Annotated in this window: 11 protein-coding genes; 3 read left to right on the plus strand and 8 right to left on the minus strand. The window is 42.8% G+C overall.

Annotated features, from left to right (window positions below; all coding sequences use genetic code 11):
• The first annotated feature begins 22 nt into the window (after positions 1–22).
• Positions 23–616, plus strand: coding sequence for a 2-hydroxychromene-2-carboxylate isomerase (locus AC4CU0_RS00500; protein ID WP_490743566.1), 594 nt, complete (start codon positions 23–25; stop codon positions 614–616).
• Between the two features lie 93 nt (positions 617–709).
• Here AC4CU0_RS00500 and exaC read toward each other — a convergent pair whose 3' ends face one another.
• The gene (gene exaC / locus AC4CU0_RS00505; protein ID WP_067765576.1) at positions 710–2,221 is read right to left on the minus strand and encodes an acetaldehyde dehydrogenase ExaC; all 1,512 of its coding nucleotides are present in this window, start codon (positions 2,219–2,221) and stop codon (positions 710–712) included.
• Between the two features lie 221 nt (positions 2,222–2,442).
• On the opposite strand from exaC, the gene AC4CU0_RS00510 reads away from it, so the two are divergent.
• Positions 2,443–3,627, plus strand: a complete 1,185-nt coding sequence (locus AC4CU0_RS00510; protein ID WP_067765573.1) for a helix-turn-helix domain-containing protein — start codon at positions 2,443–2,445, stop codon at positions 3,625–3,627.
• Between the two features lie 43 nt (positions 3,628–3,670).
• On the opposite strand, the gene AC4CU0_RS00515 is transcribed toward AC4CU0_RS00510, so the two are convergent.
• Together AC4CU0_RS00515 and mdh are read right to left on the minus strand one after the other, a co-directional pair.
• Positions 3,671–4,633, minus strand: coding sequence for an alpha/beta hydrolase (locus tag AC4CU0_RS00515; RefSeq protein WP_490743567.1), 963 nt, complete (start codon positions 4,631–4,633; stop codon positions 3,671–3,673).
• Between the two features lie 241 nt (positions 4,634–4,874).
• Positions 4,875–6,086, minus strand: a complete 1,212-nt coding sequence (mdh, locus tag AC4CU0_RS00520) for an iron-dependent methanol dehydrogenase (protein WP_490743568.1) — start codon at positions 6,084–6,086, stop codon at positions 4,875–4,877.
• A 399-nt stretch (positions 6,087–6,485) separates the two neighbouring features.
• Between mdh and AC4CU0_RS00525 the strand changes: the two genes are divergently transcribed.
• The gene (locus AC4CU0_RS00525) at positions 6,486–8,186 is read left to right on the plus strand and encodes an NAD-dependent malic enzyme (protein WP_490743569.1); all 1,701 of its coding nucleotides are present in this window, start codon (positions 6,486–6,488) and stop codon (positions 8,184–8,186) included.
• Between the two features lie 144 nt (positions 8,187–8,330).
• On the opposite strand, the gene AC4CU0_RS00530 is transcribed toward AC4CU0_RS00525, so the two are convergent.
• The 5 genes from AC4CU0_RS00530 to AC4CU0_RS00550 all read right to left on the minus strand — a co-directional run bounded on the left by AC4CU0_RS00530 (position 8,331) and on the right by AC4CU0_RS00550 (position 13,606).
• The gene (locus AC4CU0_RS00530) at positions 8,331–8,990 is read right to left on the minus strand and encodes a methionine ABC transporter permease (RefSeq protein WP_078191524.1); all 660 of its coding nucleotides are present in this window, start codon (positions 8,988–8,990) and stop codon (positions 8,331–8,333) included.
• Complete coding sequence (locus AC4CU0_RS00535; protein ID WP_490743570.1) at positions 8,971–10,041, minus strand: methionine ABC transporter ATP-binding protein; 1,071 nt, start codon at positions 10,039–10,041, stop codon at positions 8,971–8,973. Before AC4CU0_RS00535 ends, AC4CU0_RS00530 begins: the two co-directional genes overlap by 20 nt.
• Before the next feature lie 10 nt (positions 10,042–10,051).
• Entirely contained in the window at positions 10,052–10,882 is an 831-nt protein-coding gene (locus AC4CU0_RS00540; RefSeq protein WP_078194065.1) for a MetQ/NlpA family ABC transporter substrate-binding protein, read from the minus strand.
• Positions 10,883–10,946: 64 nt separating this feature from the next.
• Complete coding sequence (locus tag AC4CU0_RS00545) at positions 10,947–12,383, minus strand: LLM class flavin-dependent oxidoreductase (RefSeq protein ID WP_490743571.1); 1,437 nt, start codon at positions 12,381–12,383, stop codon at positions 10,947–10,949.
• Positions 12,383–13,606 carry an SfnB family sulfur acquisition oxidoreductase gene (locus tag AC4CU0_RS00550; protein ID WP_168378845.1) on the minus strand — a complete coding sequence of 408 codons (1,224 nt, stop codon included), beginning with the start codon at positions 13,604–13,606 and terminating at the stop codon, positions 12,383–12,385. Before AC4CU0_RS00550 ends, AC4CU0_RS00545 begins: the two co-directional genes overlap by 1 nt.
• Positions 13,607–13,615 lie beyond the last annotated feature (9 nt).

Raw genomic sequence — 13,615 nt, forward strand, 5'->3', positions numbered from 1 at the left:
AAGCAAAAAAGGACGAAAAAAAATGAAAGTAATCGAGTTTTATTTTGATGTTGGCAGTCCATATAGCTACATCGGATTTCACCGTATTCAGCACATTGCTGAGCAATATCAGGCAGAGATTATCTGGAAACCGATGTTATTGGGTGGGGTGTTTAAAGCTACTGGCAACAGTAGTCCGATGGCTGTGCCTGCAAAGGCACGCTATTCCATGCGGGATCTTAAGCGCTGGTCAGATCTATGGCAGATTCCCGTGCAAATGAATCCGTATTTTCCAATCAATACTTTGCAGTTGATGCGTTTGATAACCGCAGTCCAGTTATTTCAGCCTGAAGCATTTCTCAATGTGCTGACGGGTATTTTTAACGCGATGTTTGGTCAGCCACGCAATTTAAATGATCTCAATGAATTAATTCAATTGATGCAAGATCTTGGATTGGATGAAGTGCAGGTTAAATCATGGCTTGAAGATGAAAAAGTAAAGTCTGAGCTTAAAGTTATTACCGAAGAAGCTATTGAACGTGGTGTGTTTGGGGCGCCAAGTTGGTTTGTCGATGATGAATTGTATTGGGGTGTCGATCATTTACATTTTGTTGAGTATGCTTTGTCTGCAAAATGAATGACCCAGCGCGGTAGACCGTTTATTCAATTTTAAATTAGCATTAATAAAAAAGCGAACCGAAGTTCGCTTTTTGTTTTTTGAGACTCAGACTTAGAAGAAGCCCATTGGCTTGGTGTCATAGCTCACCAAGAGGTTTTTGGTTTGTTGATAATGATCAAGCATCATTTTGTGGTTTTCACGGCCAATACCTGATTTTTTATAGCCACCAAATGCTGCATGGGCTGGGTAAATGTGGTAGCAGTTAGTCCAAACACGGCCCGCCTGAATCGCACGGCCTGCACGATAAGAAGTATGCGCTGAACGTGACCAAACACCTGCACCTAGACCATAAATGGTGTCATTGGCAATTTTAATGGCATCATCAAAGTCTTTAAAGGTTGCTACTGAAAGCACAGGGCCGAAGATTTCTTCTTGGAAAATCTTCATGTCATTGGTGCCTTTGAAAATGGTTGGTTCAATATAGAAACCTGTACCGACTTCATTACGTGGATCACCACCAGTAATGAGCTGTGCGCCTTCATTTTTACCTGTAGCGATACAGCCTAAAATTTTGTCTTGCTGCTCTTGTGATGCCTGCGCACCAATCATGGTATCGGTATCGAGTGGATGACCCGTCTTAATACGTTTCACACGCTCTACTGCCATTTCCAAGAATCGATCTGCAATGCTTTCTTGTACTAATGCGCGTGATGGACATGTACAAATTTCACCTTGGTTAAGCGCAAACATGGCAAAACCTTCGAGTGTTTTATCTAAGAATTCATCGTCTTTGTCCATGATGTCTTCAAAGAAAATGTTCGGTGATTTACCACCGAGTTCCAATGTCACAGGAATGATATTTTCAGTGGCATATTGCATAATCATTTGTCCCACAGCGGTTGAACCGGTGAAAGCAATTTTGGCAATACGTGGATTAGTCGCCAATGGACGACCAACTTCTACACCATAACCATTGACGATGTTGAGTACGCCTGGTGGTAGAATATCTTGAATTAATTCAGCTAAAACTAAAATACTCACCGGTGTTTGTTCTGCAGGTTTCAATACAATACAGTTACCTGCAGCAAGAGCCGGTGCAAGTTTCCATGCAGCCATCAAGATAGGGAAGTTCCATGGAATGATTTGCCCAACCACACCCAACGGCTCGTGAAAATGGTAAGCAATGGTATTTTCATCAATTTCAGAAATACCACCTTCTTGTGCACGGATACAGCCTGCAAAATAACGGAAATGATCAATACACAGTGGAATATCTGCAGCTAGAGTTTCACGGATCGGTTTACCGTTGTCCCATGTTTCTGCCACTGCCAGAAGCTCAAGATTCTCTTCTAAACGATCAGCGATTTTTAACAAAATATTGGAACGCGTGGTTGGTGAAGATGCATTCCACTGCGCTTTTGCTTTGTGCGCAGCATCGAGAGCCAATTCAATGTCTTCAGCTGATGAACGTGGCACTTTGGTAAAGACTTTACCATCTACAGGGGAGATATTTTCAAAGTATTCGCCTTTGACAGGTGCGACCCATTCGCCACCAATCAGGTTTTCATACTGAGCTTTAAACTGAACTTTTGAACCGGGTTGATTAGGATCGACATAACGCATATGAATTTTCCTTTGCTTGTTTATTATGATCTGGTCTTGCTGCTTTACCTTAGCTGTCTACAGCTTTGGTATAAGGTACTTTTGTACATTATTTGATTAGCATAGCTTGTATAAGGTTGGAAAAAGGTTGGAGACAAGAAGGTTTACAATATTTTTTTCAGCCCTTAAAACAAAAGCCGTTAAAATGGATTTTCAGTCATGAATTGTTGTGAGAATAATGAATGATGATGCAGCAGGATTTATTAGAAAAACGACAGAATATTGAACGGTTAAGGCAGCGAACCAGTCTGTCTAAGCAGCAAAATTCGCAGCTCAATGAGAGTATTGCGAGCTCTTGGCAACGCTCTGCACAGGCGGAAATTCCTGAGCATCGTGTTGCTGCGCCTTTACTTCCAATTCCTTCAAATTCGCAACCAACGGCCTTACAGCATGCCTTACAGCATTGCGCTGATGAGTTGAAACATATTGCCCAGCAGTCTTCGATGGTGCTTGCAGTGGGTGATGTGGGCAGTACTATTATTTGGAGTGCTTCAAGCCGGCAAATGCAAAGTGCTGCGGAAAGTGTGCATTTTATTGCGGGTGGGCAATGGCGAGAAGAATTGGTCGGCACAAATGCGCTGGCATTGACACTTAAAACACAGCAATCGAGCTGCGTATTTTCCAATGAGCACTACATGCCTTCGGTACATGATTGGGTTTGTTATGCTGCCCCAATTATTGATCCGCATACCCGACAAATTTTGGGGGTCATTGACTTATCAACAGTGTGGAAAAACCATAATAGTCTGGGTTTATTGGCCGCAGAACGTTGTGCTTCGATTATTCAATCAGCGTTATTAGAGTTTCAAAAGCAGCATTTATATATACGAGCATTTTCAGTGCCGCAAGTGCTCTTTAATGGCAAGGTGATGGTACTGACGCCGCGTCAGATTGAAATACTCACGATTTTAGCGTTGTGCCCGCAAGGCATGACTTTGGATACATTGCATCAAGCTTTATATGGCGAACGCAAAGTCAGTATCGGTACTTTAAAGGCTGAAATGTCGCAGTTGCGCGATATTTTGGGTGGTATGTTAGGTTCACGACCATATCGCTTATTGGCGCAAGTGGAAGCTGATTTTTTGCAAGCTGAACAGGCACTCGATGCTGGTTATCTCGATTCGGCCTTAAAACTGTGTTCAGGGATCTTCTTGGCGAAAACTGAAAGCCCATTTTTATGTGCATGGCGAGATTGTTTGGAATCACGTCTGAGTCAGGCGATTTTTAATGCCAAAGAAACCGATGTGCTGTTAAAACATGTGGCACGTTTCCCTGAGGCGATTGATGCTGTTGAGCGTTTAATTGAGTTGATGCCTGGCAATCATCCTATTCATCAAACTTTATTAAAATTTAAACAGCACCCATAGCTTATTCATTTGTGAAACATCCGTTATTTAAGCGTTGATTGGTCTATAAACCTTTACTGTTCAGCCATTGGAATAAATTGTGATAAACCTGTTCGCGTGCTGATTTCTCAGAAAGGACTAAGTCATGTAAACCATTTTGGATACTTTGAATAGTTACATCGCCCTGAATTTTTTTGGCATATTTTTGGATATCTTTTACCCCTAAAATCACATCACTGCTTTGAGCCGATTTACCCCATTTTTTGGGATTTTTAGTTTGATGTGAATGCATCACTAATACCGGTACATCAATCGTCACACCTTGATGAATTTCCTTTTGAGCTTCATAAATACTGCGGACAAAACTGATATATACCATTGGGTAGCGAGTTTTTTTCCAGTCTAAATTAAAGTCCCACTCACCTTTTAAATCTTGATGTAGGCTCGCCGTATACCATTTATTCAGCTCACTTGGGAATTTTAAATTTGGAAAAGTCTTTGCCAATTTACTGAGCTGTGGAATCCCCAGCGCACGCTTAATCGGATTCATATTAAAGTCATAAAATGGGCTGTTACACCACAAGGCTTTAATTAGAGGATGATTGGGATGATGGGCCGCATATAAGGTCGTGGTGAGGCCACCTGTGGAATGACCGCAGAGCAGTAAAGCATCGTGCCCTTCAGCGGAGATAATCTCAAGGGCCTGGTCAATTTCAGCATCGTATTCGGAGAGGTTGTGCACATTATAATATTTTTGATGCGGGCGGATGGAGCGACCATATTTTCTTAAATCTAGTGCGTAAAAGTCGAAGCCATGCTGATTAAATTGTTCGGCCATTTCGGTTTGGAAAAAATAATCAATAAAGCCGTGAATATACAGAACTGCTTTAGATGCCGCTTGTGCGGCTTTTTTACGAACTAAAGTGGCAACAACAGCACCTTCGTAATCATCGGGAAAATGAAGTGTGGTTTGTTCATAGCCCGCGCCTAAAATATCGGATTGATAGTGCACTGCTGAATATGTCATTTTTATATTGATCCATGTTCTTGAATTTATACTTTATCCTTGATGAGACATGGCATTTTGTCAAATTAAATAATGAAGGTGGGGGAATTCAAAAAGAGAAAAAGAACAACCTGAGCATGAAAGTGACCAGTCCTTGGTCAGCCTTTCCTGAATGAATGTGAAATGGAGACTCAGTTGAGCCTGCAAAAGCTGAGATTTTGCAGGTACTCAGGTTGCTAGCATGAAGCAAGAAATATAGAACTTAAACAGCTGCTTTGAAGTCAACAACAGATGCACTTGGTTTTAATGCTGCTTTAAAGATATCGACCACTTGAGCATGAGTCGCTTTACGTGGGTTGGTCAGCATGCAGGCATCTTTTTGTGCATTTTCAGACATTACGCTTAAGTCTTGTTCTTTCACACCGAGTTCAGACAGACTTGATGGAATACCAATGGATGCTGAAAGTTCACGAATTGCTGCAATTGCTGCATAGGCTGCTTCAGTCACAGTAAGACCATCAGTTGGAACACCCATCAACTGTGCAATACGTGCATAACGATCAGGGCAAGCGATCAAGTTGAATTCACAAACGTGCGGTAATAGTACGGCATTACACACACCATGAGGTAGGTTGTAGAAGCCACCCAGTTGGTGTGCCATTGCGTGAACATAACCAAGAGACGCATTGTTAAATGCCATCCCTGCAAGATACTGTGCATAGCTCATCGCATCACGTGCTTCTAGGTTTTCACCATTGGCTACCGCAGGACTTAACCATTCGCTAATCATTGAAATAGCTTTTTCTGCGCACGCATCGGTAATTGGGTTTGCAGCAGTTGATACATAAGCTTCAACGGCATGCGTTAAGGCATCCATACCAGTTGCAGCAGTTAATGCCGCAGGTTTAGCAATCATGAGTTTTGGATCATCAATTGCGATGAGTGGTGTGCAACGCCAATCGACAATGGCCATTTTTACATGGGTGTCAGTATTGGTAATGATACAGAAACGGGTCATTTCTGATGCCGTACCTGCGGTGGTATTAATCGCAATGAGTGGAGTCATTGGGACTGTACTTTTATCGATGCCTTCATAGTCACGTATATGACCACCACCTGCAGTGACTAAGCCAATGCCTTTGGCACAGTCATGAGAAGAGCCACCACCGAGAGAGACAATAAAATCACAGCCATTGTCATTGTAGGCATCTACACCGCTATGTACGTTGGTGTCAGTTGGGTTGGGTTCTGCGCCTGGGAATATATGACTTTCTACGCCAGCTTCAGTTAAATATGCGGCAATGGTGTCTGCCACACCAAATTTGTATAGACCGGCATCGGTCACGATAAGCGCTTTCTTTGCGCCAAGATTTTGCGCCTTTGCACCAATTTCTTTAGCACAGCCGGGGCCAAAAAGTGAAACACAAGGGATGTAAAAACCGTTTGTTTGATCTGCAATATTTTTAAAAGCCATGGTGCGATTCCTTCTACCATCATTTTGAGTTGTTATGGGTGATACTCACCTGAAATGAGTATTGCGAGGGATGTTTTAAATTCACACCTACCAAAGACCTACCAAAATTAAGGCTTTGTTTTGAATTTATTTAATTGATTGAAATTTAATCATTAATTATTTTTGTTATTTTCTAAGATTCGCTAAAAGTCGTATACATTTAAGCCAAAATAGGCGTTGCGATGATTGGATGCATGATCGAGTTATCAGATTATAAAATCTAACTAAAACTACTATCAATTTACTAAATGCCCCAAAGCGCTCGAATCAGGATAGGCTATAACAAATAACGAGATAGTCACTTTTGTGCATTTCGCTTTTTGCAGTGCGAAACAAAAGATTAATTAAACGAGTTAAATAATGTCCAGTGAAAATTTGAAAACGAAACGACCTTTATATATTCCTTATGCCGGAAATACACTTTTAGAACTCCCACTTTTAAATAAAGGTTCTGCGTTTAATGAAGATGAACGTAAGAGCTTTAATTTGCACGGTTTAATTCCACACGTCACAGAAAGCATTGAAGAACAAAGTCAGCGTTCTTATCAACAATATTGTGCATTTAATAGTGATATCAATAAGCATATCTACCTGCGCAATATTCAAGACACCAATGAAACATTGTTCTATCACTTAATTGAAAATCACCTCAGTGAGATGATGCCGATCATCTATACACCAACAGTGGGTGAGGCTTGTCAGCGCTTCTCGGACATTTACCGTCGTCATCGTGGGATTTTTATTTCATATCCTGACCGTGATCATATCGATCAAATTATTCATAACGTGAATAAAAAGAATGTGAAAGTGATCGTGATTACGGACGGTGAACGTATTCTTGGTCTTGGTGACCAAGGCATTGGGGGGATGGGGATTCCGATTGGTAAGTTGTCGCTGTACACTGCGTGTGGTGGGATCAGTCCAGCCTATACTTTGCCGATTACTTTAGATGTCGGAACCAATAACCAACAGCTGTTGAATGACCCGATTTATATGGGATGGAGTCAGCCTCGTATCAGCGGTGAAGAATATTATCAATTTGTCGATGACGTGATTAAAGCCATTCAACAACGTTGGCCAAAAGCGCTGATTCAATTTGAAGACTTTGCACAAAAAAATGCGATGCCTTTACTGGAAAAATATCGCGATAAAATTTGCTGCTTCAATGATGATATTCAAGGAACAGCAGCGGTGTCTGTCGGAAGTTTAATTGCGGCATCACGTGCAGCAGGCAAGCAGCTCAAAGATCAAATCGTCACATTCTTAGGGGCAGGTTCAGCAGGTTGCGGGATTGCAGAACAGATCATCAAGCAAATGGTGGCGGAAGGTTTAACCGATGCTCAAGCGCGTGCGCGGGTGTTTATGGTCGATCGCTTTGGTTTAATTACTGAAAATCAGCCGAATCTTTTAGATTTCCAACGCAAACTTGCGCAATCTACAGACAATGTTGCACATTGGGCTGATGCCGAATCTATGATTTCACTGTTGGATGTGGTGAAAAATGCCAAACCTACGGTACTGATTGGTGTTTCGGGACAACCAGGGCTGTTTAGCCAAGAGGTCATTGAAACGATGGCTGCGAATTGTGAACAGCCTATTGTGTTGCCACTGTCTAATCCGACATCGCGTGTCGAAGCGGTGCCTGCAGATATTATTGAGTGGACCAAAGGTAAGGCTCTGATTGCGACTGGTAGCCCATTTGCACCAGTGAATTATCATGGCAAGATTCATCAGATTTCACAGTGTAATAACTCCTATATTTTCCCGGGGATTGGTCTCGGTGTGATTGCATCTGGGGCGAAACGTGTGACGGAAAATATGCTGATGGCATCTAGTACGGCGTTGGCAGACTGTTCACCAAAATTGGCAGATCCAAATGCCGATTTATTGCCAAGTTTGGATTATTTACAGGATATTTCGAAGAAAATCGCATTGAAAGTGGCATTAGCTGCGATTGCTGATGGTGTTGCGCCAAATGTCAGCATTGAAGTACTAGAACAGGCGATTGAAGAGAATTTCTGGAAACCTGAATATCGTGATTATGTCCGTGTGACTTATTAATTTGATCTAAAGATGCTGATTGAACAGAATTGATTTTGCATCTAATCGAAAAATACCCTAATCCAGATTAGGGTATTTTTTTATGTATAGAGGCATATTTTTTTAAGAAATACGAAAAATTATCGAGCGGGGCGCTTTAAATCTTTAAATTTTGCGTTTATCCAATTGGTTGGAAATGTGATCTCCACAGGCTTGAACCAGCATCACGATCGCGACCAAGACCACTATCACTGCCAGCATGATTTGCATATCAAAGCGTTGATAACCGTAACGGTAAGCAATATCCCCCAAACCACCTGCACCGATCGCCCCTGCAATGGCAGAAGAATTAATCATGGTCACCAAGGTCACAGTAAAGCCCGCTACGATGCCAGGAAGCGCTTCAGGGAGCAGCACATGCCAAATGATTTGTTTGCGATTACAGCCGATGGCTTGAGCGGCCTCAATCAGACCTTGATCGACTTCACGTAAACTCACTTCTGCAATGCGTGCAAAAAAAGGCGTGGCCGCAAGGGTTAAAGGCACGACGGCAGCCCAAACGCCATAACTGGTGCCCACAATAAAGCGCGTGAGCGGAATGAGCGCCACCATTAAAATAAGAAAAGGCACCGAACGGGTAATATTGACCAACCAACCTAGGGTGTGGTTTAGGCTTTTTGAAGGATAAATCCCGTGTTCAGCACTACACACCAATACGACTGCTAAAGGCAGGCCGATCAGAAAGGCCACAAAAGCTGAAACGCCGACCATCAGTAAAGTATCAATGGTTCCACTAATCAGTAAATCAATGAGTTGATCGTGCATAGCCAAGTACCTCAATCTGTGTGATATGGTGTTTAAGTTGTTCAGATAAGGCGTTGATCTCTAAATGGCTGTGGTCCACAGCAACAATCAACGAGCCAATTAAATGCCCTTGAATACTATCGATATGACTTTGATACAGATGTACTGGCGCCTGAAATTGATCAAAAATAAACTTTAAGTCAGGCGACTGTTGTAGTGTCGATTCATAGCGTAATTTTAAAATGATTTGATCATTTGAATCTGACGGTTGTGGCTGAATGTCGCTTGGTAAATCAAGTTGTTCAAGGTTGAGTAACTCTTGTGTGATCTGCTGCTGAGGCGTAGAAAACACTTTCCAAACCTGTCCTGCTTCTACAATTTCGCCTTGATCGATCACCACAACCTGATCGCAAATCTCGCGAATGACCTGCATTTCATGGGTAATCAACACAATGGTGATACCGAGCTTTTGATTAATTTCTTTAAGCAAAGACAGCACAACAGAAGTACTTTCTGGATCGAGTGCAGAAGTCGCTTCATCACAGAGTAAAATTTCTGGATGATGAACTAACGCTCGTGCAATCCCGACGCGCTGTTTCTGCCCACCTGAAAGTTGAGAAGGGTAGTGCGCCGCTTTATTTTCAAGACCTACTAACTTCAGCACTTCATTCACTCGCTGAGAAATATCGGCTTGACTGAAATTGGCGATTTTAAGGGGCAGTGCAATATTGTCATACACGGTTTTGGCAGACATCAAATTAAAATGCTGAAAAATCATGCCAATACGCTGACGTAGGGCTATCAACTCTGCGTGATTTAAGCTTGATAATTCCTGTTGATGGATGTGAATACTGCCCTCACTGATTTGTTCTAAGCCATTCAGCGTTCGAATCAGCGAAGATTTACCCGCGCCGCTTTTTCCAATAATGCCGAATATTTTGCCTTGTGGAATATTCAGATTGATATCTTTTAAGGCATGAACCTGCTGTCCTTGCACATCATAAAATTTATTTAAATTTTTGATTTGGATATGCGGGACGGCAAACTCAACCGATGAACCGAAACTCACCATGAGTGACTCCTTATTTCCAACCAGGGAACCACAGTTTTGCACCAAAATCTGCGTCCAATGCTTGTTTAACTTTAGGTGAGTTTTGATAAATATCGACAAATTTACGCAGTTTATCATCATGATCTACATAGTCATCACGTACGGCAAATAAGATGGCAAAACGCTTGTCAGTATTGGAGTCAAACAGTAAGGCATTTTCAGGATCGGCAGTTTTTGCTAGACGTAAATAATGTGGATAGCCAAAAGCCAGATCGACATCATCAATCGCACGTGCCGTTTGAGGGCCTTCCACCTCAATAAATTGAAGCTGTTTAGGATTCGCTGCAATGTCATTTAAAGTCGATAAAAAGTTATCTGGTTGTTTCAGTTCAATGAGCTTGGCTTGCTGTAGCAGTTGTAAGGCACGGCCCTGATTGACCGGATCATTCGGAATCACCACTTTGGCTTTATGGGGTAAATCAGCAAAGTTTTTATACTTTTTTGAATACAGTCCGACATGGGTTGCAGCACCGACATCAAAGGCTTTGATTTTAAAATCCGTTTCTTTTTTGGCATTGTCTAGAAACGGCTGATGTTGGAAAAAGTTTGCGTCAATATCGCCGTGGTTTAGGGTGATATTCGGGGTATTCCAGTCTGAAAATTCCACCAATTTGACGTTCAGTCCTTGCTGCTTGGCTTCATCTGCGGCGACTTGTAAGGGTTTAGCAAAAGATGGGCTAATCCCAATCACCAATTCACTTTGATGACTTTTCTTTTGTTGATTCCAAATGACTAAGCCAATCACCAAGATGGCTACGATCACACCAATCAGTGTGAATTTAGATTTTGCTGTTTGTGCCATGGCACACCTCTATATTTCGAAATAATTAAATTTTTTGTCTAAAATATTGTTTTTTAATTGCAGCTTATGCTGTCTCAACGTTTTTAAGTGCTGCCTGAGATGATGTGTCGGAAGTGCGACATCGGTAGCGATGAGCGGGATGTGTCGTCGCTAAATGGTCACCTTGTTGAAACAGTTTTTGCCTTAAACTGCCAGTGTCATACGCAGTTTTATAGCGACCACGTTGCTGTAATTCAGGAATGACCAAACGGATAAAATCTTGATGTGACTCAGGTGCAACGGTGCGAGTCAGATTAAATCCATCGATGCCAGTTTCATCCAAATAATCAATCAACTGTTCTGCAACGTTGGCGCCACTTCCGACAAAGAGCGGATATCGCCCACCTAGAACGTGCTGAGCACGCAAATCTTGGCGAGTAATTTTTTGCTCTTTAAATTTTTGATTGACCGATGCGATGCTATTGGTCTGCTGATACGGAATGGCTTCATCTTCTGCAAAGTTGGCGAGGTTCATCCCAATCGAGCTGGAAAAGTGTGCCAGTCCCGCTTCAGGGTTGGCATAGCGAATGTATTCAGCCAATTTCTCTTGGGCGAGCTCATCGGTCTCTGCAGTCACTACCGTAATGCCTACAAAGAGTTTGATGGCTTGTGGGTCACGACCTTGCGCTGCGGTTTGGCTGCGAATTTTTTGTACCTGATTTTTAACTTTTTCTGCGCTGTCTGCACCGATAAACATGCCTTCTGCATGTTGCGTAGCAAAAGCTAAACCACGTGGTGAAGCACCGGCCTGATACAACACAGGGGTGCGCTGAATCGATGGAGAAACTTGAAATACCCCTTGGCTTTGATAGAACTTCCCTTGGTGTTGAATGGCATGTACTTTTTTGGGGTCGCTAAAGGTGCGATGAGCTTTATCTTTTTGAACTGCATCATTTTCCCAAGAACCTTCCCAAAACTTATAGCAAAGCTGCAAAAACTCTTCAGCTTGTTCATAGCGTAGGTCATGATCTTTCAAGCCTTTTTGCCCAATGAGGCGTTCTGCACTGTCTAGATATCCAGTCACGATATTCCAACCGATTCGACCTTGGGTCAGGTGGTCTAGGCTGGCAAATCGACGTGCAAATTGATAAGGCGTTTCATAGCTCAAATTGACTGTTACACCAAAACCTAAGTTTTCAGTGACCGCAGCCATTGCAGAAATTAGGGTGCTGGGGTCATGGCTCGGCAGTTGGATCGATTCTTTAAGTGTGAGATCGATGTTACCTTCATAAACATCATAGACCCCTGTGATATCCGCAATAAATAGCCCGTCAAACAGCCCTTGCTCCAAGGTTTTGGCAAGATCCGTCCAATAGCTCAGTTCATTAAAGCGGTGCGATTCATCACGTGGATGAGTCCATAAGCCATGATTGATATGCCCGACACAGTTCATATCGAAGGCATTCAGTAAAATTTTCTTGGCTGGATGTGATTGGGTCTCTGCCGTTGTAATTTGGCTCATTACAAGGTCCCTCGACGTGGGGGCAATACGCCATTCAGGAGGTAATTGGCAATAAAGAAATATTTCCATCGCCCTGCATCATGCAAGGTATGAACACGTGCATTACGCCAAAAACGATCTAGACCATCTTCACGCTGACTGCCACGGCTGCCTGCAAGCTCAATCAATTTTGATGCAGCTTTAAGTGCAGTTTCGGTACTATGCGCACGTACTTTCGCAACATCTAATGAGGCTTTTGCAATGTTTTCGGCATTGGGCTGTGGGCGAGCAGCATCGATGGCACGAGCGGCTTGTTTCAGCAAGACCTCACTGGCGCGAACATCTGCGGCAATACGACCGAGTTCGTATTTGGTTAAAGGATCTTCGCTAGCAAGATCAAGACCGGAATCAATCCATGGTCGAGCTTGGTGTACGCGGCGCAAACTTTCTTCAAAGGCTGCACGGGCAATCCCGACTTCAATCGCAGCATGCATAATTTGCGCAAATGGCCCAACCAATGTGGGTTCCGTAAATGCACGATCAAAGGGAATGACATCTGTGGCAGGAACCGCAACTTGATGAAATTTTACAGAACCGCTGCCCGTGGTGCGTTGTCCAAACCCTGTCCAATCATCGATCAGCTCTAGACCTGCACTTTCACGTGCAATAAAGGCTAAATATTCACGACCATCGGGGTCTTTGACCAATGTAGGAATCCGATGTGCAAATAAACTGCCGGTGCAATAAAACTTTTCACCATTCACTACAAAACCATCGTCATGAGGGCGAATCGACGTTTGTTTTTGAGCAGCGGTTTTGGTTTTAAACTCGGCTAAGGCATTGCCAAAACGAGCGCCAGCAAGCACTTCGGCATAAAGCTTTTGCTTTTGTTCAGTTGTGCCGGTGTTTCGTAATACTTCCAATGCATAAAAATGGTTTTGTGGAATTTGCCCAATTGAGCCATCTACACCACTCATAAGCGCAATCACTTGCGCCACGGTATAACTTGAAACTTCGGCACCGCCAAATGCCTTGGGAACCGTGATTGCCCAGAGACCAGATTGACTATAGGCCTCGATTTCATCAAACGGCAGTATGCGTTCGGCATCACGTTGCACGGCATTTTTTCTAAATTGTTCGGCTAATTGTTTTGCAATTTCAAGTGCTTCTGCATCGGACTGAATAATATGCGCAGGTGTTGTTGATATGGCCTGTAGCGAATTAATATTTGGAAATGAGGTCATCAGAATTCT

This window comes from Acinetobacter sp. LipI_15 (assembly GCF_058242865.1).